Here is a 20,866-nt window from a genome sequence, read left to right as displayed (position 1 = left end):
CTTCAACTTACGTCGTCGCCCCCGGAAGATGTCAAGAACATTAGATGTACGCGCATGAGACTGTGCGGCGTCTGATGAAAGCGACCGTCCTGCTCATCCTGGCGCCTACTGAGCGGTGTCGGGTGCGGCGAGGCCGAGTTCGCGCTCACCGAGGGAACGGAAGGAGCGCTCGACGTCCGCGTCGAAGACCTCGGCGAGTGTGGGCGGCGACCACTGCGGATTCCGGTCCTTGTCGATGATCTGAGCCCGGATGCCCTCCACCAGGTCGGGGGCGGACAGCGCGTGACAGGACACCCGGTACTCCTGGTCCAGCACGTCCTCCAGTGCGCCCAGTCGCCGGGCCCGGCGGAGCGCGGCCAGGGTGACCTTGAGGGAGGTGGGCGACTTGGTCAGCAGCGTCTCGGCCGCTTCCTTGGCCGCGCTGTCGCCGTGGTCCAGCAGGCGCCCGACGATCTCCTCGACGGTGTCGGCGGAGTAGCAGGCGTCGATCCAGGCCTGCGCGGCGGCGAGTTCACCGGGCGGAGCCGGTCGTACGTACCGGTCCAGGACCTCCCGTACCGGTGCCTGGGCGAGGCCGTCGAGCAGCGCCGGCAGGGACTGCGACGGTACGTAGTGGTCGGCGAGGTCGCACAACAGGGCGTCGGACGCGCCGACTTGGGCGCCGGTCAGCGCCAGGTGGGTGCCGAGTTCGCCGGGGGCGAGGGCGAGGAGATACGTGCCGCCCACGTCCGGTACGAAGCCGATGCCGGTCTCGGGCATGGCGACCCGCGAGCGTTCGGTGACGATGCGGAAGCTGCCGTGCGCGGAGATGCCGACTCCGCCGCCCATGACGATGCCGTCCATGACGGCGACGTACGGCTTCGGGTAGCGGGCGATGCGGGCGTTGAGCCGGTACTCGTCGCGCCAGAAGGCGGCCGACGCCGATCCGTCCCCGTCGCGCGCGTCGTCGTGGATGGCACGGATGTCGCCGCCCGCGCACAGCCCCCGCTCCCCCGCGCCGCTGATGACGACGGTCTCGACGGCCGGGTCGTGCTCCCAGTCCGTCAGCGCCTCGTCGATGCGGCGGACCATGGTGTGGGTCAGGGAGTTGAGGGCCTTGGGGCGGTTGAGGGTGAGGTACGCGGCACGTCCCTCGGTACGCAGGAGTACGGAGTCGTCGGTGCCGGCGCGCATGGGCTTGTCGGTTCCTTCCAGGATCTGGTGGACCCGCGGGTCCCGGACGATCTTCTCGATACCGTAATCGCTCGGGAGGCCGTGGCGGACGCCCGCAGAACCGACGTGGGGAAAAGGGTTGGCAGCGATGGCGACCGGGCTGCTAATTTGCCGTAGGCCGTGATGACGCACGAGGAGGTGAGACCCATGAACGCTGTATCCCTGTGGGTGCTCCCCCTCTTCTCCACGGTTGTGCCAGTGACATAGGTGTCGCCGGGAGCGCCTCCGCAACAAGGCGATCCCGAAAGGCAACGACCATGAATTCTGAGCACTTTCATTTCACCGCGGAGACCACGTCGAGTGGTGTCATCCAGCACGACTTCACCATGGGTGAGGTCACCGGCGCCCTCTGGTCGCCCGAATCCGGTGCCGACCGCGCGCCCCTGGTACTGATGGGCCACGGCGGCGGCAACCACAGGAAGTCACCGGCGATGGTGGGCCGTGCCCAACTCCTGGTGGCCGACGGCGGTTTCCATGTCGCCGTCATCGACGCTCCCGGCCACGGCGGCCGACCCCGCACCGCCTACGACGAGTCGGAGATCGCCGCGATGCAGCAGGCGATGGCGTCGGGCGCACCGGTCGGCGAGATCGTCGTCCGGTACAACTCACACCTGGCGGAGCGCGCCGTACCGGAGTGGCGGGCGGCCCTGGACGCCCTCCAGAAGTTGCCGGAGATCGGCGCCGACGGACCCGTCGGCTACTACGGCCTGAACATGGGCACCGCGATCGGCGTTCCGCTGACGGCGGTCGAACCCCGGATCACCGCCGCGGTGTTCGGCCTCCACTGGCCCGAGGCCCTGGCGGAGTACGCCCGGCAGATCACCGTTCCGATCGAGTATGCGCTCCAGTGGGACGACGAATTCATCCCGCGCGAGTCCGGTCTCGCGTTGTTCGACGCCTTCGCCTCGAAGGAGAAGTCGTTGCACGTCAACTCGGGCGCGCACAAGGAACTGCCCAGGTTCGAGGCGGAGAGCGCGGTCCGGTTCTTCGCCCGCCATCTCGTCCGGGAGGTGCCGACACCCGCCTGACCTGACCGGCACCGGGCGCTAGGCCGTCGAGGGCGCTCCGGCGTCCTCGACGAGGTCCAGCCCCGTCATGAGCTCGGCGAAGGCGCGGGCAGCGGTGGGGGAAGAGAAGAGCCGGTCGAGTCGGGCGCGGGCCAGGCCGCGCCGGAACGGGCCGGAGTCGGTGGCGTCGCCCGCGTCGTGGAGCATGCGGGTCATCCAGTGGGAGAACTCCTGGTCGTTCCAGACGCGGCGCAGGCAACGCTCGGAGTACGTATGCAGGGCTGTGTCGTCGTGGTCGTGGACGGAGTCCCGTACGGCTCGGGCGAAGAGATCGGCGTCGTAGAGAGCGAGGTTCATGCCCTTGCCACCCATCGGGGAGACGATGTGGGCAGCGTCGCCAACGAGGAAAAGGCGGCCGTACTGCATCGGGTCGTGGACCAGGCTGCGGAGCCGGAAGATCTCGCGGTCGGTGATTGGGCCGGAGACGAGGGCCGGGTCGCCGAGGCGGGTGCACAGCGCGTCCCAGACGCGGGCGTCGGACCAGGCGTCGGGGTGGTCGTCGGGCGAACACTGGAGGTAGTAGCGGCTGGTGTACGGGCCCCGCGGGAAGTGGGCGGCGAAGCCCTGCGGGCTCACGGCCAGGAGCGGGTGGGCCGGGGGCGGGGCGTCGGCCAGCACCGTCAGCCAGCCGATGCCGTGATCGAAGGCGTACGGCGTGAGGGCTCCGTCGGGGACGGCGGTGCGGCTGATGCCGTGGTCGCCGTCGCAGCCCGCGACGTAGGTGCAGGTGATCGTACGGAGGGTGCCGTCGGCGGTGCGGTAGCGGACGGTCGGGTGATCGCCGGTCAGGTCGTGCAGGGAGACGTCCGCGGCCTCGAAGCGCAGGTCGCCGCCGTCCTCGAGGTAGGCGGCGGTGAGCTTCTGGACCAGCATCTGCTGGGGGCAGAGGCGGGCCGTAGGTCCTTCGGAGCCGTCGTAGTCGGTGACCAGATGGGTCTCGCCGTCGACCCGGAGCTCCAGGATGCCGTCGTGCGGGACGCCGCCCAGGACGCGGTCGGCCAGCCCCCAGGAGTCGAACATGCGCACCGCGCGGGTCTCGACGATGCCGGCGCGCTGGCGTTGTGCCACGTACTCGCGGGTCTGGCGTTCCAGGACGACGCAGTCGATCCCGCTGCGCCGCAACAGGTTCGCGACGGTCAGACCGGCCGGGCCCGCGCCGATCACCACCACGGTCGTGGATTCCGGTGACGTGCTCAACTCCCCTGCACTGTCGGCCACTTGACCACCTCCGGAGTCACCCTAACCGAGCGGGTCAGGCAGGCGGATCTGTTTCGGATCGTACGGACGGGGCACCCGGTCGCGCAGTCCAGTGCTTCAGCAAGTAGGCACGGTCCCTTCCCGGTTCCTCTCCCGCGAGGAGTGTCATCGTGCCCCTACCCTGCTCCGCCCCCTCGAACCGGCGGACGTTCGCCGTCGCTTCGCGCCAACACCCGCCCGGTACAAGGGAGTTGGTGTCTTGATGAAACGCTGGGGCGGCGTTCCCCTGAAGATCGGCACGACCGGGTTCGTGGTGCTGGCGGCCGACGACGCGGCGATCGTCGGCGCGGAGTTGGTGTACCGGCCGGACGACTGCCTGGCGGTACGCCTGGTGCTGCTCGGCCCCGACGGCATGCGGGTCACCTGGATCTTCGCCTGGGAACTGCTCGCGCTGGGCCTGATGTTCCCGGTCGGCGACGGAGACATCGCCGTACGACCCGCGCCCGGCCCGATCGCGGGCGTCGAGGTGGCCCTCGTCTCCCCGTCCACCGCACGGGTGTGGCTGCCCGTGGGGGATGTCGCGGACTTCGTGCGGAAGGTACGGAAGAGGGTCGGCCGCGACATTCGCGGTATCGCTCCCGCGCTCGACCAGGAACTCGCCGCGATCACGAGCGAGGCGTAGGAGGAGCGGGGAGCGCGCGAGGTGACGCGTCGTCACGTCCTACGACGCGTCCGGGTCCCAGGCCAGCAGCAGGTCGAAGAGACGCCGGTCGCCGTCGCCTTTCAGGGAGCCCACCGGAATACGGCCGTACAGGGCCAGCACCAGCTCACCGGCCGTGCCCTGCACGGAGGCGTCGGCAGCGGTGGTGGGCGTGGGGAGCGGGGTCGCCCGGACGCCGTCCGCGGCGAGCGAGAGGCTCCAGGATCGGCCCTCGGTGGCGTGGAACTCGACGACGGCGGGCTCGTACGGCCAGGCGTGCGGCCCCGCGCAGCAGGTGGACAGGAACTCGTCGACACCGTCGAGTGCGGCCTCGGCCGGCAAGGGCTGCGGGGCGCCCACGGTGAGCTGCGCGTCGTAGGTGTGGACCGTCGCCTCCTGGACCTGGTGCCGGGCGACGGCACCGCTGGTCTGCGGCGACTGCGATCCGCCCCACCACGTCCAGCAGCCGCGATCCGGGCCGGACTCTCGCAGCGCGCTCAGCAGTAGCTCCGTCGACTCGGCCGACCAGGCCAGCAGTGCCTCACGTTCCTTCGGCGGGGCGGCCGCGGCGATGCCCGCCGGGGTCGCTGTGGGCGGAGCGTCGGCGGGTCCCGCGGCGACGGTGGCGGCCCAGCGGCGGTGCACCCCGCCCAGGTGCACCACCAGGTCCAGCAGCGTCCACTCGGGGCAGGTCGGCACCTGCGCGTCGAGGCCGGTCGCGGAGGCGACCGCGGCCCGGAACGCGACCGACCGCTCGTCGATCAGCCGCAGCAGGACAGGGAACTCCACAGTCTGTGTCACGTCGACTGTCTACCACCGTGCCCCGACCGCCCGACAACGAATTTCACTTCCCGGCACCCCAACAGTCAGTCTTCGAGGGCCTGTTGGACCGTCGGGTGGCAGGCGATGAAGCCGTCGATGCCGACGAGTTGGATGATGCGCAGCACGGACGGAGTGGCGCCGGCCAGTCGCAGCCAGCCGCCCGTCTCAGCGAGAGCGCGATGGACGGCGATGAGAATGTTGATGCCGCTGGAGTCCATGAAGGTGACGTGGCGCAGGTCGATGACGACGTGGGGTGCGGCGCCTTCGGGCAGTTCCAGCGCTTTCCTCAGGGAGCCGCCTGCCTCCTGGTCGATCTCTCCGGCCACAGCCACGACCACGGTGCCGTCGACGACGTCGGTCCTGACCGACAACCGCTCCGGCTGCCCCGCTTGTTCGGTGTCCGCCATCTGTCCTCATACACAAGTCGGTGAGCGCTACGGATCAGGATTTTCATCCGAAGTGCTGCCCCGCATCGTACGGTTGATGCCCGCGTCCGGTGGTGCCGACGGAAATTGACGGAGTGGGCGTTACCTCACGGGGTATGCGCGGGGCACGCAGAAGGCGGTGAAACGATCCGGATGGAACAGGATTCATCGGAGGACGACGACACAGCGCCGCAGGCCCGGGCCCCGTCCCCACGGTCCACCGTGGCGCTGGACGGGGACGGCTCGTGCATCGCCGAGGCCCGCCGAACGGCCGCGACATTCCTCGTCCGGGCGAGGGCCGAGTACGGGCTGCCGGTGTCGGCCCGTGCCATGGATCTCACACAGCTGGTGGTCAGCGAGTTGGTCACCAACGCCCGCAAGTACGCGCCCGGCCCCGTGTTGATGGATCTGCGGATCGTCGACGCCCTGGTCGAGGTGGAGGTCTGGGACTCCGACCCGGTGCTGCCGGTCGCCCTCGCCGCTGATGCGCAACGGGTGGGACAGCACGGTCTGGAGATCGTGCGGGCCGTCGCGCGAGACTTCGAGGCACAGCGCGAACCGGTGGGCAAGCGCATCACCGCCCGCATCGCTCTGACGGACGCCCCGGACCGGAGCGTCAACGGCGACGCCCCGCTGCAGGCGTGAGGCGCGGATCCCAACCACCGGACCACACCGCCGAGTTGAGCCGGGCTACGCCACCGGCGGGACGCGATACACGGAGACGTGCGAACGCGACTCCGCGGTGAACTCGGCGCCGCCCCAGTCCGCGTGCCTGGTCTCCAGCTCGAACCCGGCCAGCTGAGCCATGAGATCGAGTTCGGCCGGCCAGATGTAGCGGTGCGGGCTGCGGAACAGCCGCGCCCGATCGGTCTCGTCGAAGCGGAAGTGGTGCGACACGACGTGCTGCCGCAGGACGTCGTAGGTGTCCAGCCCGATGCGGTCGGCGTCGGTCTGCCAGACAGTGGCCGTCTGCCCGGGCGGGAGCTTGCGCAACTCGGGTACCCACAGCTCGATCACGAACCGGCCGCCAGGCGTCAGATGGCGGGCCGCGTTGCGGAAACACTCGACCTGCTCGGCCTGGGTGAGCAGGTTCGAGATCGTGTTGTAGACGAGATAGACCAGGCTGTACGTCCCGGGGACGACGGTGGTCGCCATGTCCCCGATGATCACGGGGATCGTCGCTTCGTCCGCCTTGGTTCTCAGCTGCTCGACCATCGACGGTGACAACTCGATGCCGGTGACAGGCACTCCGCGCTCGGCGAGCGGGACGGCCACCCGTCCGGTTCCGACGGCGAACTCAAGAGCCGCCCCGTCCCCCGCGAGCTCTGCCAGGCGGTCCACGGTCGGCCCCAGCATGTCGGGGGCGAACATGCCGGTGCCGGGCGTGTCATACCGCTGGGCGGCATCGGCGTCCCAGATCTTCTCCTGCCACATTCCGTCAACGCTCGCCGACGGCAGACGAGTTGTCCAACGCATTTGTCGCGCACTCGTCCTCGCCGACTCCCTCCGCCCGGGGCAGCCGCAGCACAAAACTCGCGCCGGGCGTCCGATCCGCGAGAGTGAGTGTGCCGTGGTGACAGCGCGCGAGGTCGCGGGCGATGGCGAGCCCCAGTCCGCTGCCGCCGGCGTCGCGTGAGCGGGCGTCGTCGAGCCGGGTGAAGCGTTCGAAGATGCGCTCCGCGTCCTCGGCGGGCACGCCCGGTCCGTCGTCGCGCACCTCCACGACGACCCAACTCCCCTCATTCCGCACGGTGATGAGGACATCGGCGACGGCATGGCGTACGGCGTTGTCGACGAGGTTCCGCAGCAGCCGCTCGAGTTCGTTCCGGTCGCCGAGGACGACAGCGGTACCGGTGCCGTCGCAGGCGAGGGACAACGCCCCCTCGGCGAGCGGGAATTGCTCGGTCAGCCGGGAGGCGAGCGCGGCCAGATCGACACCGGCGGGCCTGGTCGCCGGGACGCGGGCGTCGAGGCGGGCCAGCAGCAGAAGGTCCTCGGCGAGAGCCTGCAGGCGGCGGGTCTGTCGCACGGCGGTGGCGGTCGCGGCGGGCCAGTCGGTCTGCTCGGGATAGGCGAGCGCGACCTCCAGGCTGGCCAGCAACGTGGTGAGCGGGCTGCGCAGTTCGTGGGCGGCGTCCGCGACGAAGCGGCGCTGCTGGGCGGCGGCGTCGTCGAGGCGCTGCAGGGTGGCGTTGATGGTGGTGGCCAGGGCGGCGATCTCGTCTCCCGTGCCGGGGACGTCGACGCGTTCGCGGGGGTCGTTCGCCGTCACGGAGGCGGTACGGGCGCGGATGGCCTCGACCGGCCGCAGAGCGAGCCGGGTGGCGGTGTAGGCGACGGCGGCGATCAGGACCAGACCAGCGATCCCCGCGCGCAGCAGCAGCCCGTCGGCGCTCGTGACGACCGCTTCGGCGGCCTGCGGGGCGAGGACGACGTAGACCCGCAGTTTCGCGTCGTCGGCGATGCCCAGGGCTGCTGCCTTGGTGTGGCCGAGTTCGCCGGCCTCGACGTCCGCGGTCATGGCCTGGAAGGTGCGGCCGGCCAGGTCGGCACTCCCGTGCGTGCCCTCGTGCCGGGCAGGCATGCGGACGGTACGGATGCTCCACCCCTCGAACGGCCCGGACGTCGGCGGCGCGGGCAGTACGTGCCGGGTGCCGGAGTCGAAGCCGTCCAGGACGGAGCTGTGGGCGACTGCTGAGCGGCGGCCGGTGGCGACGATCTCGTAGGGCAGCGCGCTTCTGTCGCCAGGGGTGACACCCTGGTGCAACTGGCCGACGAGAGCCCAGAGTTGTTCCTGGGCCTGCGTTTCGGTGGTGTCCATGCTCTGGCGGTACACGTCCCGGTGGAGCCACCAGCCGATGCCGACGAGGACGACGGCGGCGGCCGAGACGGCGGCCAGTGCGGCACGGGCCCGTACCGAACGCGGCCACCAACGGCGCCTCGGCTCAGCCGTGTTCACGGTCGTCCACCAGCCGGTAGCCGATACCCCGCACGGTCTGCAGGGACCGCCGGTCGAACGCGGTGTCCACCTTCCTGCGGAGCGAACTGACGCGCGCCTCCACCAAGTTGGGGTCCCACGCCTCGTCGGGCCACGCGTGATGCAGCAGGTCGGTCTTCGAGACCGCCTGTCCCGCCCGACGGGCCAGCAGTTCGAGCACCGCGAACTCGCGGGGAGCGAGTTCCACCCGGGTACCGGCCCGGCGACAGACACGGGCGGCGACATCCACCGAGAGGTCCCCGACGGCGAGGACGGGCGGCGCGGTGGTCGGAGCGCGCCGCACCAGGGCCCGTAGCCGAGCGACGAGCACCACATACGAGAACGGTTTGGCCAGATAGTCGTCGGCCCCGGTGTCCAGCGCCTCGGCCTGATCCCACTCGCCGTCCTTCGCGGTGAGCACCAGGATGGGAGTCGTGTTGCCCTCGCGGCGCAACTGGGCGCACACCTTGTAGCCGTTGAGCCCGGGCAGCATCAAGTCCAGGACGACGAGAGCGTATTCGCCGGTCCTGGCCATCCACAGCCCCTGTCGGCCGTCGTGGGCGAGATCGACGCTGTAGCCCTCGGCGGTCAGACCGGTGTGCAGGGTACGAGCGAGATCGACCTCGTCTTCGATCACCAGGATGCGCATGCCGTGCAGCGTCGCACAGTCCCCGAACCACTTCCTGATCCCGTGATCAGGTTGCATCAGCCTCCGGTCAGCGAGGACCGGGCACTCTGACGGCTCTTTCGTTCCCCTTGAGAGGCCGTTCGAGATCACTACCGTCCGCCAAAAAGAATTGCGCCGGCCAAAGTCGGCCGAGCCCACCGACCGTTCCCCACTCCACGCAAAGGCCATTGTGGCAATTGCACCGATGACAGTGACATGCGTTCTCGGACTCTGGGGAATCCGCAGGCAGAACAGCATGTGGGGCGACGAATCCGTCACCGTCCAACTCGCCCACCGAAGCCTGCCCCAGATCTGGCGCACCACCCAGAAAATCGATCTGGTCCACGCCTTCTACTACACCGTCATGCACGAAATCTACGGCCTCGTCGGCGGCGACCTGCTGACCTTGCGACTCCCCTCGGTGCTGGCGATGTCCATGGCGGCGGCCGGAGTCGGACTCCTCGGCCTACGCCTTTCGGGACCGCGTACCGGACTCCTGGCGGGCACCCTGTTTCCCCTCATTCCGCAGATCCAGCAGTACACACAAGAAGGCCGCTCCTACGCCATGGTGTGCGCCCTGGTCACCTGGGCGACCTGCACGCTCGTCGCCTGCGCCGCGCGCCCCGCATGGTGGCGATGGACGATCTACGGCTCCACCATGCTCCTCGCCTGCCTGCTCCACGAGTTCGCCGTCCTCGCCCTGACCGCACACGGCGTCACGTTGCTCGTCTCCGGCGCTCCACGCCCGGCACGGAAGGCGTGGAGCGTGACCGCCGCGTGTGTCGCGGCCGGACTGCTGCCGCTGGCGATCCGCAGTGCGGGACAGTCCGGACAGGTTTCCTGGATCGCCTGGCCTGATCCGGTGCAGTTTCTGGGGTTCTTGGCGATGGTGATCGTGGGCGTGAGATGTGCCCGATTCCCTATGAGCACCAAAGGGCCGATCTCGCTGCCTGCCCTCGCCCTGCCGATTCTGGTACTCCCCGGCCTCCTGTTGCTCCTCATCTCACCGGTCAAGCCCCTTTTCGTAGACCGATATGTTCTCTACGGCACTATCGGCTTCGCATTGCTGCTGGGCGCCGGCATCGATCATCTCTACAGGCAGCATTCGCCCCCTCGGAATACATGGATCGCGGCTCTTTCCGTACTGATCGCTCTCCTCCCCGCCACCCTTTATCTGCGGACGCCTCAAAGCCGGCACGACGATGTGATCGCCATCGGCAACGCCGTACGGCACGCAGGTCGTCCCGGTGACGGGCTGCTCTATCTGCCCGCCCGGCACCGGGTCTGGACGGCAGCAACCCCGGCCGACACCCGGTCCCTGACGGATCTCGCCCTGGCACAGACCCCGATCGCCTCGAACACGCTCGCCGGAATCGAGCTTCCGGCCCGGGACGTGCCGGCCCGCATTCTGCAGTTCGGCCGGATCGTCGCGGTCCGTGACGCGGAGGGTGCGCACTCGGACACGGACGCGCGGGAGGAGGCGAAAACCAGGACCTTGGCGCGCTGTTTCCGCGAGAGCGGAACAACGCACGTCACCGGGGCCCGTGTCACCGTCTATGTCCGCGACTACGCTGCGTGTCCCGCTCCCCACGCGCCTACGTTGTGAGGTGGCTCGCGCCGGCCTCTTGTTCGGGCAGCAGGGCGGTGGCGGCGTCGACGAACTCCTCGACCAGGCCGGTGGTTCGCCCGGTGGGCCAGGCCGCCGCGACATGGTTGGGGCCGAGGTCTTCGACCGGGATCGCCTCGACGTCGGCTCTGGTGTAGAAGTTCGCGGTGGACGCCGGGATCACGGCGATCCCCTGCCCGCCGGCGACGAGTTCGAGTTTCTCTTCGACGCTGTGGATCACCGGTACCGGGCGGCGCTCACCGGTGCGCAGTTCCACCGCGATGTCGCGCCATTCGGGGACGGCGTCGGGGTCCTGCAGGAGGTGATCGGCCGCCAGGTCGGCGACCTGCACGGTTTCCTTGCCGGCGAGGCGATGGGACGAGGCCACCATGACGAGGCGCGGTTCGGTGTAGAGCGGCCTGATCTCCAGACCTGCCGGGTCGATCGGCAACCGGACGATACCGACATCCGCGCGGGCGTCGTGGAGCACCTCCACCTGGTCGTGCCAGCCAGTGCGCAACATCCGCACGTCCAGCCCGGGATGGCGCTCGCGCAGCAGGCGAACGACGGGAGTCAACGTGATTCCCGGCATGAACCCGATCGTGAGGCGGGTGACGCCCTCGCCTGCGGCGCGTACCCGCCGCAGCAGTGCGTCCGCGTTCGCCAGCAGGGGCCCGGCGTCGTGGACGAGTTGTTCGCCCGCCGGTGTGAGCACGGTGCTGCGGCGGTCCCGCATGAACACGTCCACGCCCAGCTCGCTTTCGAGCACCCGGATCTGGCGGGAGAGCACGGGTTGGGTGATGTGCAGCCGCTCCGCGGCGCGTCCGAAGTGGAGTTCCTCGGCCACCGCGAGGAAGTAGCGAAGCTTGCGCAGGTCGACGTCCATGCGGTTCCTCCGGTTGATCAGCCACGCTCGAGGGTGGCGAGCGGGTCACCGTGCCTCGGTGCCCAGCCCAGCTCGCGGCGGGCCTTGGCCGAGGTGAGGCGCTGGTCCAGCGCGAACGCGTCCGCGACGGGCCCCATCTCGGCGCGGGCCTGCTCCAATGTGACCGAGACCGTCTTGCCGTCGAGTCCCGCACCGCACGCCGCCGCTTCGGCGACCTGCTTCATCGTCGGGTGGCCCTCGCCGACCCCGATGTAGACCGATCCCGCCGGCGCCGAGAGCGCAGCGACGTAGAGCGTGACCAGGTCGTCGATGTGCACGAGGCCCCACCGGTTGGCGCCGTCGCCGATGTACGGGACAGCGCCCCTCATTTTGCCTGGCGCGATGAAGAAATGCTCGATCAGCCGGTTGTCGCCTCCGTAGAGCAGCCCGGGCTGCACGATGACGGGGCGACCGCCTTCGGCGGCACGTGCCGAGACCGCGTCCTCGACCGACCTGCGCCAGGCCACCACGCCGGGTGGATTCCACGGTGCGGTCTCGTCCTGTACGCCCTCGGTGTCGCCGTAGACCCAGGTGCCACCGGTGTGCACGTAGGGTCCGGCCCCGACGCCGTCCTGCATGGCCGTGGCCGCGGCGAGATCCATGCCCGCGGAGCTGGCCTGCGCGAGGTGGATCACCGCCTCGGCGCGTGCGGCCGCGTGGTTGAGCACGTCCAGGTCGGCGAGTCCACCGCGCACCTCGACCGCCCCGGCGCCGGTCACGGCCTGTGCCGACTGCTCGCTGCGCGCCAGCGCCTCCACGGAGTGGCCTCGTCGCACCAGCTCGGCAATGGTGGCCCGGCCGATGTAGCCGGAACCACCCGTCAGGAAAATTCTCATGCCATCCCTCGCTGTTGATCAGGTTCGACTCCACCGTGCGACCTGATCGCCGGTCCCGTCCAAGACCTGTTTCGCGCTCTGTGATGCCCGCCGGGCATGACGCATCGAGCCGAGCCGCGTCGATGCCCTGTGGGCATCGCAGGGAACGCAAAGGGTCTTGGACAGGGCGGCCCCGGCAGATCGACAGTGGACGTGCCGCGACAGCGGGCCGAGATCCCGGTTCCTGCCTGTCGCCGGCGTTCTGATCGACAACCCGAGACGAATCTCGAACGCCCTCCGGGAGGTGCGACGATGGCTCACGTCCTGATCACCGGATCCTCCGACGGCCTCGGTCTGATGGCCGGTCGCCTGCTGATCGGCCAAGGCCACACGGTGACGCTGCACGCTCGCGACACCGCGCGAGCCGCGGACACGCGTGCGGCCCTGCCCGCTGCCGAGAAGGTGCTGGTGGGTGATCTGGGGTCCCTCGACGGGATCCGGTCGGTGGCCACCCAGGCCAATGCGGCGGGCCGGTTCGACGCCGTCATCCACAACGCGGGCATCGGCTACCGCGAGCCGCGCCGCGTCGAGACCGTCGACGGCCTCTCCCAGCTGTTCACGGTCAACGTGCTCGCGCCCTACCTGCTGACCGCGTTGATGACGCGGCCTGATCGGCTGGTCTACCTCAGTTCGGGCATGGCTCGCGGTGGGGATGCGGATCTGTCCGATCCGCAGTGGGCCGACCGGCGCTGGAGCGGGGCGCAGGCGTACAGCGACAGCAAGCTGTTCGACGTCCTGCTCGCGCTCGGTGTCGCGCGGCGCTGGCCGGACGTGCTGTCGAACTCCGTGGAACCCGGGTGGGTCGCGACCAGGATGGGCGGCCCCGGCGCGCCGGACGACCTGGACCGGGCCCCGGTGACCCAGGCGTGGCTCGCCGTCAGCGACGACGAGGCCGCGAAAGTCACCGGCCGGCACTTCTACCACCAGGAGCAGCGCTCCGTGCCCGCCGAGGCGCACGAGGCGAAGGTCCAGGACGCCCTGCTCGACTACTGCGCCGAGCTCACCGGCACCTCGATCCGCGCGTCGCGATGACCCTGCCTGCCGGTCCCGATACGTCCGACCCTGTCACCCCCAAGTCGATTCAACTGAAACGGAGTTCGACGATGTCCGAAGAAATCCTGATCACCGGTGGCCACGTCGTGACGCTCGACGACGCGCTCGGCGATGTGCCCGGTGGTGACGTGCGAGTGCGGGACGGTGTCATCACGCAGATCGGTGTCGGCCTGCGCCCGGGGCCGGACACCGAGGTCGTCGACGCGCAGGGTCGGCTGGTGATCCCGGGCCTGATCGACACGCACCGACACGTCTGGCAGGGCGCGATCGCCGGTTTCACCCCGCAGATGACCGGATACGGCTACGGACCGGCCGTCCTGACCGGGATCTCGCTCGAACACACTGCGGCCGACCTCCACGCCGGCACGCTGTGGGGAGCGCTCCAGGCACTGGACGCGGGAATCACCACGATCGGCGACTGGGCCCACGCACTGCAGTCGGCCGACCACGCCGACGCCAACCTGCGCGGCCTGCGGGAATCCGGCATCCGCGGCGTGTTCTTCTACGGCGGCCCCGGTCCGGCCGACGACGACCCGAACCCGCCGCACCCGCTGGACGCCCGGCGCATGCGCGACGAGCACTTCCCCGGCGACGGTGGCACCAGCGACAACGGACGGCTGCGAATGGGTATGGCGCTGCGCGGGCCGTGCTTCACCTCCCCGGAGCGCAACCGCCAGGACTTCGCGTTCGCCCGAGAACTCGGCCTGCCGATCTCCATTCACGTCGGGATGGCCGGCACCGCGGACGCGGTCACCGCGCTACGACGGGACGGACTGCTCGGCCCGGACGTCAACTACATCCACGCCAACCAGCTGACCGACGAGGAGATGGACCTGATCGCCGCCTCGGGCGGGACCGTGACCATCACCCCGAGCACGGACATGCTGATGCAGTTCGGCACCTACCCGGCCACCGGGCGAGCTCTGGAACGTGACATTGTCTCCGGATTCGGGGTCGACACCGTGTGCAGCGCCGGGACCGACCTGTTCTCCGAGATGCGCCTCGCGCTGGCCGCGGAACGCTCGCGCGCCAACGCCGAGTTCCTCGCCCGCAACGAGCTCGTGCACGAGGTCGCACTGCACCAGCGGGACATGCTGCGGCTGGCCACGCTCGGCGGTGCCCGGGTACTCGGTCTCGCCGACCAGACGGGTTCGCTCACCCCCGGCAAACAGGCCGACATCACCGTCGTCGACCTGCGTTCGCCCCACCTGGACGGCTTCGGCGACCCGGTCGCGATGCTCGGGCTCGGCGCCGGCCCCGCCGACGTCGAGACAGTCCTGGTCGGCGGGGAATTCGCCAAACGGGACGGCATCCTGGTCGGGCCCCACGCGGCCAAGGCACAAGACCTGATGCACGAGACACAGCACCGGCTCCGCGCCGCAATCCACTGAACCTCGCCCACCCAGATGAGGGTGAGAGATCAGGCTGTCACCGTCTCGACGTGGTGGACGAACTCGCTGATGCGGGTGGCGAGTTCGGGCCACAGTTCCTGCGGAAGGCTGTGGCCCATTCCCTCCAGGATCACCAGTTCGGCACCCGGGACAGCAGCCGCCGTAGCCCGGCCGCCGTTGACGTCGCACACGATGTCGGCGGCGCCGTGCACCACCAGTGTGGGCACCTTCAGTGACCGCAGCCGTTCGGTGCGGTCGCCCGTCGCCACGACCGCGAGGCCCTGGCGCTGGATGCCGAGGGGGTCGTATCCCCGGTCGAAGACCCGCCCGGCCCGCTCGGCCGCTGCGGCCGCGTCGAACGCGAAGGCCGGGGACGCGGCGAGCCGTAGCGCGCGCACCTGCCAGTCGACGAAGGCGTCCCGGTCCCGCGGCGGTGCTCCCAGGTCGGAGAACACAGTGAAGTCGGCCTCCCCCACGCCGGGTTCACCGGTGGTGGACATCATCGAGGTGAGTGAGCGGGTCCGCTCCGGGTACTCGATCGCGATCATCTGGGCGATCATCCCGCCCATCGAGGAACCGACGAGGTGTACGCCGGTGAGACCCAGCGCGTCGAGCAGGCCGACGGTGTCGGCCGCCAGGTCGGAGAGCGTGTAGGACGCTGTCGAGAGGTCGCCGGTCAGGGCAGCCGCGAAATCCGGCGCGGGCGCATTGCTGAAGTGTGTCGATCGGCCGGCGTCACGGGTGTCGAAACGGATCACCTGAAGACCCCGGTCCACCAGCGCCTGGCAGAAACCCTCCGGCCAGTTGATCATCTGCGCGCCGGCTCCCATGATCAGCAGGGCCGGCGGTGCGTCGGGATCACCGAAGCGTTCGTAGGCGATCTCGATTCCGGACGGACCGACGTTCCGTGCTTTCCGTTCTGGCATGGCCGAAACGGTAACCGTCGCACGGGTGCGAAAGATCGAACTACGGTCTGACGTTTTTCGCTCACCCTGCGGGTTATTGTGGGAATGGCCAAGGGAGTTGACGCCGACGCGCTGCCGGACCGCTCCTCGGTTAGAGTGCTGGGGACGACGTGCTCATTCCGGTCGCCTCTCGCTGCTGACCATTTCCGTCGATTCCCCGTACGTCCACTGGCGGTTCGTGGCGTGGTGTTCACAGTCCGGCTTGGGCAACGGACTCGGATGAAGTGTGAAGTGTGACGTACTCGAGCAGCTCGAGAGGAAAACACCATGCCCTTCGCCACCAGCACGGACGGCACGCAGATCTTCTACAAGGACTGGGGATCGGGGCAGCCCGTCGTCTTCTCCCACGGCTGGCCGCTGACCGCCGACGCATGGGATCCCCAACTGAAGTTGATGGCGGACAACGGCTTCCGGGCCGTGGCCCACGACCGGCGTGGAGGTGGTCGTTCCGGACAGCCCTGGGACGGCAACAACCTCGACACGTACGCCGACGACCTGGCGGCGGTCATCGAAGCCCTGGACCTCCACGACGTGATCCTCGTCGGCCACTCGACCGGCGGCGGTGAGGTCACCCGCTACATAGGCCGGCACGGCTCCGGCCGCGTCGCCAAAGCTGTCCTGCTCGGCGCGATTCCGCCGCTCATGCTCAAGACGGACGCGAACCCGGAAGGGCTGCCGATCGACGTCTTCGACGGGATCCGCAAAGGCGTGGAGACGGACCGTTCGCAGTTCTACAAGGATCTCAGCGCCACGTTCTTCGGCGCCAACCGCGACAACTCGACTGTCACGCAGGGAACGCGCGACGAGTTCTGGCTCTGGAGCATGACGGTGGGAATCAAGGGCGCTTATGACTGTGTCAAGGCGTTCTCCGAGACCGACCTCACCGAAGACCTCAAGAAGATCGACGTCCCCACATTGATCGTGCACGGCGACGACGACCAGATCGTTCCCATTGTGGCCTCCGGCGACAAGTCGTCGAAACTCGTCAAGGACGTGACCTACAAGGTCTATCCGGGTGCTCCCCACGGCCTGGCGATGGTGCCCAAGTTCGCCGAACAATTCAACGCCGACCTCCTCGACTTCGCGCGCGGTTAGAACTTCGCGCGCAGTCGGACGAGGGGAAGAGGGGCCGAAAGACGGGCCGGAGGCCGATGGCTTCCGGCCCGTCGCATGTGGATGCCGTCGGTCGCCCACGGGCCACACGTGACGCACCACGCAGGGACGGAATGTCTGACCTCGCCGGACGGGGGCACCCGTGAGCAGGTAAGGAACCGCACGCTCTACCGAATGACCTGAGGTGAACCATGACCAAGGAGATCAAGGACCTGACTCCGAAGTACACCGTTCCCGGTATCCAGCGCGAGGCCGCGGGCCGGCTGATCGGCGTGCTGCGGCTGCGGCTCCACTCGCTGAACGACCTCCACCTGACGTTGAAGCACGTGCACTGGAACGTCGTCGGGCCGCATTTCATCGCCGTGCACGAGATGATCGACCCGCAGGTCGACCGGGTACGGGACATGGCCGACGACGTGGCCGAGCGCATCGCCACGCTCGGCGGGAGCGCGCCGGGCACACCGGGCACGCTGGTGGCCGAGCGCACCTGGGACGACTACTCCATCGGCCGGGCCGACGCCATCGCCCACCTCGGCGCGCTCAACCTCGTCTACACGGGGTTGATCGAGGACGTCCGCGCCGGCATCAAGGAGGCGGGCGAGATCGACCCCGCCACCGAGGACCTGCTGATCGAGCAGCTGCGCGACCTGGAGCAGTTCCAGTGGTTCGTGCGGGCGCACCTGGAGAGCGCGGGCGGCACGCTCGCCACCGCTGACGCGCACTCGGAGACCGAGGCGGCGGCCAAGGGAGCCGAACTCGGCTGACCGGCCCGCAACTCCGTACGCCGGGCGGCGCGTTCAGGCGGTGCGGCTGCCGGAGGCGTCGTCGTGGTCGTGTATCTGCGCCGCCGCCACCGCACAGAACGCCTCGAGGCCGGTGAGCAGCGCATTGCGCCCGGCGGTCGGCATCTGTGCCAGTACCGCCCCCAGCGCCTCCTCGCGACGGGCCCGCAGGTCCGACAGGAACGCCCGCCCCAGGCTGCTGAGATACAGGCGCACCTCACGCCGGTCCGTGGGGCTCACCTCGCGCTCGACGAAACCGGCGGCCTGCAGACGGTCGCACAGTCGGCTGGTCGACGGCGGTGTCGAGGCGAGATGGTCGGCGAGGGTGCGCAGGTTGATGCCCTCGTGGTGTTCCAGGATGAACAGGACACGCAGCTGCGAGGCGGACGCGGGCGCTGTCGAGGCGCGCCCCCACAGGACTTCCAGTAGTTCCGCAGCCGTCGAGGTGACGCGCGCGACCTCGTCGGGTTCGGGGCGGGGGTGGAAGGACGTCACAGTCACACTCTCGCAGGCACAGGGACGGCCGACAGCCTACTAGGCACGCGCGACGGACACGGATGGACGAGACGACACGCGACGCCGGGGCCGTACGGCCCACAGCAGAGCGGGCGACGCGTTCTTCGGGTGAGAGATCGCCCTACAGATTGGCATACCTACGATCGTGAACAGATTCATGGCTGTCGAGCGGGCGCTGCGCACAGCCGCGCCGCACGAACTGCCCGACGTCGTCGGGCGCGAGCTGGGCCTGCGGTACGCGGCGGACTCCGTGGAGCTGCTCGTCGCCGACTACGGCCTGACCGTACTCCAGCCCGTGACCGAGCTGCCGCACACCCTGCCGCCGGTCTCGGTGCACAACACCCCCGCGGGCCGCGCCTTCGGTGCCCAGGAACCGTTCGTGGAGGGGAACTTCGGGGACGGTCACGTACGCGTCCATCTACCGGTCAGCGTGCGCGGGGACCGCCTCGGCGTGCTCTCGGTGACGCTGCCCGGCGGTGACCACGCGCGCGACTGCCTTCCCGAACTGACCGAGCTGGCCGAGGTGTTGGGCCACGAGCTACTGGTCGCCGAGCGCGACACCGACCTGTATCTGCGGGCCAGGCGCAAGGACCGGCTCACGCTGGCGGCGGAGATGCAGTGGCAGCTGCTGCCCGGCCGCTCGTGCTCGCGCCCCGAGTTCGACCTGGGCGCGCAGTTGGAGCCCGCCTACGCGATCCACGGGGACAACTTCGACTGGTCCGCCACGGCCGACCACCTCACGCTCTACGTCTCGAACGGCATGGGCGAGGGCATAGAAGCGTCACTCCTCACGAACCTCGCGGTCAACGCCCTGCGCAACGCACGCCGGGCCGGCATCCCCCTCGGCGACCAGGCGGCCCTCGCGGACCAGGCCGTGTACGCGCACTACCGGGGCCGTAGCCACATGTCCGTGTTGATGTTCGACTTCGAACTCACCACCGGGCGCGCCCGGGTGGTGGACGCCGGATCGCCGCAGACGCTGCGGCTGCGCGACGGAGTGGTGGAGCGGATCGCCTTCGACGCGCAGCTGCCGCTGGGCATGTTCGAGGAGACCGACTACGTCGAGCAGGAGTTCCGGGTCGAGCCCGGGGACCGGCTCGTCTTCGTCAGTGACGGGGTGTACGCCGTCGCCTCGCCCAAGGGTGAGGCGTACGGGGACGCGGCGCTGGCGCGGGCGATCCAGCACACGCGGCTGCTGCCCGCCGCCGCAGTACCGAGGGCCGTGCTGCGCGAGCTGACCGGCCACCGCGGCACGCCGACTCCCGACGACGACGCCCTGGTGGTGTGCCTGGACTGGCGCGGGCGGTGAGGTGCGGCACCGGCGTACCCCGCACTCGCGGACGTGGCGCTAGTGTGAAGACACTGAGCCGGAAGGGTGAACGCCGTGAGCACCTCTGAGCCGCTCCCGTCCGTGGAGAGCGAGTTGCGGTCGGCCCCGCCCAACGCCTTGGTGGAGACGGCCCGCCGCCTGCTCGCCGACCGTGCCCGGGCCCAGGACGCCACCCTGCTCCTCGCCGACTACGGCCTGCGGGTGCTGCGGCCCGTCACCCCACCGCCGGACAGCGGTGACCCCTTGTCCGCCTACGACGGCCCGGCGGGGCGTGCCTTCACCGCCCAGACGCCCGTCGTGGAACCGGCCGACGAGGACACGGCCACCGTGCACCTACCCGTCACCGTGCGCGGCGACCGGCTCGGCATCCTCTCCGTCCGCCTGCCCGCCGCGGGCGCCGATCCGGCCGGAGTCCTCGCACTCACCGAGTTCGCCACCGCCCTGGGCCACGAGATCGCCGCGGCGGAACGCGACACCGATCTGTACCTCCTGGCCCGCCGCACCCGGCGCCTCACCCTGGCCGCCGAGATGCAGTGGCAGCTCCTGCCGGGGCGCGGCTGCGACCGCCCCGAGTTCGTGATCGGCGCCCACCTTGAGCCCGCCTACACCGTCGGCGGCGACAACTTCGACTGGAGCACCGACGGCAGCCGGCTCACCCTGTCGGTCACCGACGGCATGGGCCGCGGCATCGACGCCTCCCTGCTCACCAGCGTCACCGTGGGCGCCCTGCGCAACGCCCGCCGCGCCGGCGTCGGCCTCGCCGACCAGGCCCGCCTGGCCGATCAGGCCGTCTACGCCCAGTTCGGCGGCAAGGCGTACGCCTCCACCCTGCTGCTCCGCTTCGACCTCGCGACCGGCACCGTCCACGCCGTCGACGCGGGCTCCCCACGGCTCTACCGCCGACGCGGCGACACCGTGCGGCAGATCGAACTGGAGGCACAGCTCCCGCTCGGCATGTTCGAGGAGACGGCGTACGAGGAGCAGATCTTCACGGTACGGCCCGGGGACCGGCTGGTGGCGGTGAGCACCGGCGTGCACGGGACCCGTTCACCGGAGGGTGTCCTGTTCGGCGAGGACGCACTGCGCCGGGCCCTCGACGCCGCGCCGACGCAGTCCCCTCAGGAGGTCGCACGCTCGGTGGTGGCGAGCCTGGTCGAACACTTCGGCAGCACGGACCTGACCGCCGACGCCGCCGTGGTCTGCCTCGACTGGAACGGGCGCGACCCCGCCACCTCGTGAGGCG

Annotated in this window: 21 protein-coding genes; 10 read left to right on the top strand and 11 right to left on the bottom strand. The window is 69.9% G+C overall.

Features of this window, described 5'->3' with window-relative positions:
• Nucleotides 1–105 precede the first annotated feature (105 nt).
• Nucleotides 106–1,173, bottom strand: coding sequence for an enoyl-CoA hydratase/isomerase family protein (locus tag OO70_RS02285; protein ID WP_043662933.1), 1,068 nt, complete (start codon nucleotides 1,171–1,173; stop codon nucleotides 106–108).
• Between the two features lie 296 nt (nucleotides 1,174–1,469).
• Here OO70_RS02285 and OO70_RS02280 point away from each other — a divergent pair, with 296 nt between their 5' ends.
• Nucleotides 1,470–2,240, top strand: coding sequence for an alpha/beta hydrolase family protein (locus OO70_RS02280; RefSeq protein ID WP_043662931.1), 771 nt, complete (start codon nucleotides 1,470–1,472; stop codon nucleotides 2,238–2,240).
• A gap of 18 nt (nucleotides 2,241–2,258) precedes the next feature.
• Here OO70_RS02280 and OO70_RS02275 read toward each other — a convergent pair whose 3' ends face one another.
• Nucleotides 2,259–3,497: a 4-hydroxybenzoate 3-monooxygenase gene (locus OO70_RS02275; protein WP_051740490.1), complete on the bottom strand. Its 1,239-nt coding sequence runs from the start codon at nucleotides 3,495–3,497 to the stop codon at nucleotides 2,259–2,261.
• 241 nt (nucleotides 3,498–3,738) lie between these two features.
• Here OO70_RS02275 and OO70_RS02270 point away from each other — a divergent pair, with 241 nt between their 5' ends.
• The gene (locus OO70_RS02270) at nucleotides 3,739–4,158 is read left to right on the top strand and encodes an SsgA family sporulation/cell division regulator (RefSeq protein WP_051740488.1); all 420 of its coding nucleotides are present in this window, start codon (nucleotides 3,739–3,741) and stop codon (nucleotides 4,156–4,158) included.
• A 39-nt stretch (nucleotides 4,159–4,197) separates the two neighbouring features.
• On the opposite strand, the gene OO70_RS02265 is transcribed toward OO70_RS02270, so the two are convergent.
• Together OO70_RS02265 and OO70_RS02260 are read right to left on the bottom strand one after the other, a co-directional pair.
• The gene (locus tag OO70_RS02265; RefSeq protein WP_043662929.1) at nucleotides 4,198–4,977 is read right to left on the bottom strand and encodes a maleylpyruvate isomerase family mycothiol-dependent enzyme; all 780 of its coding nucleotides are present in this window, start codon (nucleotides 4,975–4,977) and stop codon (nucleotides 4,198–4,200) included.
• A 65-nt stretch (nucleotides 4,978–5,042) separates the two neighbouring features.
• Nucleotides 5,043–5,405 carry an STAS domain-containing protein gene (locus OO70_RS02260; protein ID WP_043662927.1) on the bottom strand — a complete coding sequence of 121 codons (363 nt, stop codon included), beginning with the start codon at nucleotides 5,403–5,405 and terminating at the stop codon, nucleotides 5,043–5,045.
• Nucleotides 5,406–5,576: 171 nt separating this feature from the next.
• Here OO70_RS02260 and OO70_RS02255 point away from each other — a divergent pair, with 171 nt between their 5' ends.
• Nucleotides 5,577–6,068, top strand: coding sequence for an ATP-binding protein (locus OO70_RS02255; RefSeq protein ID WP_051740487.1), 492 nt, complete (start codon nucleotides 5,577–5,579; stop codon nucleotides 6,066–6,068).
• A gap of 45 nt (nucleotides 6,069–6,113) precedes the next feature.
• On the opposite strand, the gene OO70_RS02250 is transcribed toward OO70_RS02255, so the two are convergent.
• Genes OO70_RS02250 through OO70_RS02240 form a run of 3 tightly spaced genes read right to left on the bottom strand, consistent with a single transcriptional unit; the run spans nucleotide 6,114 to nucleotide 9,049 of the window.
• Complete coding sequence (locus tag OO70_RS02250) at nucleotides 6,114–6,857, bottom strand: class I SAM-dependent DNA methyltransferase (protein ID WP_043662925.1); 744 nt, start codon at nucleotides 6,855–6,857, stop codon at nucleotides 6,114–6,116.
• Nucleotides 6,858–6,861: 4 nt separating this feature from the next.
• Nucleotides 6,862–8,382, bottom strand: coding sequence for a sensor histidine kinase (locus tag OO70_RS02245; RefSeq protein ID WP_063749668.1), 1,521 nt, complete (start codon nucleotides 8,380–8,382; stop codon nucleotides 6,862–6,864).
• Nucleotides 8,369–9,049 (bottom strand): response regulator transcription factor, encoded by a 681-nt coding sequence (locus tag OO70_RS02240; RefSeq protein ID WP_043663590.1) that lies wholly within the window; start codon nucleotides 9,047–9,049, stop codon nucleotides 8,369–8,371. The genes OO70_RS02245 and OO70_RS02240 overlap by 14 nt, the downstream gene beginning before the upstream one ends.
• Nucleotides 9,050–9,323: 274 nt before the next feature.
• On the opposite strand from OO70_RS02240, the gene OO70_RS02235 reads away from it, so the two are divergent.
• Nucleotides 9,324–10,673 (top strand): glycosyltransferase family 39 protein, encoded by a 1,350-nt coding sequence (locus OO70_RS02235; RefSeq protein WP_051740485.1) that lies wholly within the window; start codon nucleotides 9,324–9,326, stop codon nucleotides 10,671–10,673.
• Here the strand turns inward: OO70_RS02235 and OO70_RS02230 are convergent.
• Nucleotides 10,663–11,559, bottom strand: coding sequence for a LysR family transcriptional regulator (locus OO70_RS02230; RefSeq protein WP_043662921.1), 897 nt, complete (start codon nucleotides 11,557–11,559; stop codon nucleotides 10,663–10,665). The genes OO70_RS02235 and OO70_RS02230 overlap by 11 nt on opposite strands.
• Nucleotides 11,560–11,576: 17 nt before the next feature.
• A complete protein-coding gene (locus OO70_RS02225; RefSeq protein ID WP_043662919.1) occupies nucleotides 11,577–12,434 on the bottom strand; it encodes an NAD-dependent epimerase/dehydratase family protein in 858 nt (285 codons plus the stop codon).
• Between the two features lie 291 nt (nucleotides 12,435–12,725).
• Between OO70_RS02225 and OO70_RS02220 the strand changes: the two genes are divergently transcribed.
• Nucleotides 12,726–13,505 (top strand): SDR family NAD(P)-dependent oxidoreductase, encoded by a 780-nt coding sequence (locus OO70_RS02220; RefSeq protein ID WP_043662917.1) that lies wholly within the window; start codon nucleotides 12,726–12,728, stop codon nucleotides 13,503–13,505.
• A 71-nt stretch (nucleotides 13,506–13,576) separates the two neighbouring features.
• Nucleotides 13,577–14,917: an amidohydrolase family protein gene (locus OO70_RS02215; RefSeq protein ID WP_043662915.1), complete on the top strand. Its 1,341-nt coding sequence runs from the start codon at nucleotides 13,577–13,579 to the stop codon at nucleotides 14,915–14,917.
• Between the two features lie 29 nt (nucleotides 14,918–14,946).
• Here OO70_RS02215 and OO70_RS02210 read toward each other — a convergent pair whose 3' ends face one another.
• A complete protein-coding gene (locus tag OO70_RS02210; RefSeq protein ID WP_043662913.1) occupies nucleotides 14,947–15,843 on the bottom strand; it encodes an alpha/beta fold hydrolase in 897 nt (298 codons plus the stop codon).
• A 306-nt stretch (nucleotides 15,844–16,149) separates the two neighbouring features.
• Between OO70_RS02210 and OO70_RS02205 the strand changes: the two genes are divergently transcribed.
• Complete coding sequence (locus OO70_RS02205; RefSeq protein ID WP_043662911.1) at nucleotides 16,150–16,977, top strand: alpha/beta fold hydrolase; 828 nt, start codon at nucleotides 16,150–16,152, stop codon at nucleotides 16,975–16,977.
• Nucleotides 16,978–17,186: 209 nt separating this feature from the next.
• A complete protein-coding gene (locus OO70_RS02200; RefSeq protein WP_043662909.1) occupies nucleotides 17,187–17,759 on the top strand; it encodes a Dps family protein in 573 nt (190 codons plus the stop codon).
• Nucleotides 17,760–17,792: 33 nt separating this feature from the next.
• Here the strand turns inward: OO70_RS02200 and OO70_RS02195 are convergent, their stop codons facing one another.
• Entirely contained in the window at nucleotides 17,793–18,278 is a 486-nt protein-coding gene (locus OO70_RS02195; RefSeq protein WP_043662907.1) for a MarR family transcriptional regulator, read from the bottom strand.
• Nucleotides 18,279–18,450: 172 nt separating this feature from the next.
• On the opposite strand from OO70_RS02195, the gene OO70_RS02190 reads away from it, so the two are divergent.
• Nucleotides 18,451–19,602 (top strand): PP2C family protein-serine/threonine phosphatase, encoded by a 1,152-nt coding sequence (locus OO70_RS02190; protein WP_043662905.1) that lies wholly within the window; start codon nucleotides 18,451–18,453, stop codon nucleotides 19,600–19,602.
• Between the two features lie 66 nt (nucleotides 19,603–19,668).
• Nucleotides 19,669–20,862, top strand: a complete 1,194-nt coding sequence (locus tag OO70_RS02185) for a PP2C family protein-serine/threonine phosphatase (RefSeq protein WP_043662903.1) — start codon at nucleotides 19,669–19,671, stop codon at nucleotides 20,860–20,862.
• The last annotated feature ends 4 nt before the right edge of the window (nucleotides 20,863–20,866 follow it).

This window comes from Streptomyces xylophagus (assembly GCF_000716435.1).
Taxonomy (GTDB): Bacteria; Actinomycetota; Actinomycetes; order Streptomycetales; family Streptomycetaceae; genus Streptomyces; species Streptomyces xylophagus.
This window is presented reverse-complemented; position numbering and strand designations above follow the sequence as displayed.

Excerpts from the sequence above, each read along its gene's own strand:
- OO70_RS02220 (WP_043662917.1), top strand. The coding sequence starts at position 12,726 with ATGGCTCACGTCCTGATCACCGGATCCTCCGACGGCCTCGGTCTGATG.
- OO70_RS02200 (WP_043662909.1), top strand. The coding sequence starts at position 17,187 with ATGACCAAGGAGATCAAGGACCTGACTCCGAAGTACACCGTTCCCGGT.
- OO70_RS02250 (WP_043662925.1), bottom strand. The coding sequence starts at position 6,857 with ATGTGGCAGGAGAAGATCTGGGACGCCGATGCCGCCCAGCGGTATGAC.
- OO70_RS02285 (WP_043662933.1), bottom strand. The coding sequence starts at position 1,173 with ATGCGCGCCGGCACCGACGACTCCGTACTCCTGCGTACCGAGGGACGT.
- OO70_RS02210 (WP_043662913.1), bottom strand. The coding sequence starts at position 15,843 with ATGCCAGAACGGAAAGCACGGAACGTCGGTCCGTCCGGAATCGAGATC.
- OO70_RS02240 (WP_043663590.1), bottom strand. The coding sequence starts at position 9,049 with ATGCGCATCCTGGTGATCGAAGACGAGGTCGATCTCGCTCGTACCCTG.
- OO70_RS02235 (WP_051740485.1), top strand. The coding sequence starts at position 9,324 with ATGTGGGGCGACGAATCCGTCACCGTCCAACTCGCCCACCGAAGCCTG.
- OO70_RS02255 (WP_051740487.1), top strand. The coding sequence starts at position 5,577 with ATGGAACAGGATTCATCGGAGGACGACGACACAGCGCCGCAGGCCCGG.
- OO70_RS02230 (WP_043662921.1), bottom strand. The coding sequence starts at position 11,559 with ATGGACGTCGACCTGCGCAAGCTTCGCTACTTCCTCGCGGTGGCCGAG.
- OO70_RS02260 (WP_043662927.1), bottom strand. The coding sequence starts at position 5,405 with ATGGCGGACACCGAACAAGCGGGGCAGCCGGAGCGGTTGTCGGTCAGG.
- OO70_RS02205 (WP_043662911.1), top strand. The coding sequence starts at position 16,150 with ATGCCCTTCGCCACCAGCACGGACGGCACGCAGATCTTCTACAAGGAC.
- OO70_RS02225 (WP_043662919.1), bottom strand. The coding sequence starts at position 12,434 with ATGAGAATTTTCCTGACGGGTGGTTCCGGCTACATCGGCCGGGCCACC.
- OO70_RS02190 (WP_043662905.1), top strand. The coding sequence starts at position 18,451 with ATGGCTGTCGAGCGGGCGCTGCGCACAGCCGCGCCGCACGAACTGCCC.
- OO70_RS02215 (WP_043662915.1), top strand. The coding sequence starts at position 13,577 with ATGTCCGAAGAAATCCTGATCACCGGTGGCCACGTCGTGACGCTCGAC.
- OO70_RS02270 (WP_051740488.1), top strand. The coding sequence starts at position 3,739 with ATGAAACGCTGGGGCGGCGTTCCCCTGAAGATCGGCACGACCGGGTTC.
- OO70_RS02280 (WP_043662931.1), top strand. The coding sequence starts at position 1,470 with ATGAATTCTGAGCACTTTCATTTCACCGCGGAGACCACGTCGAGTGGT.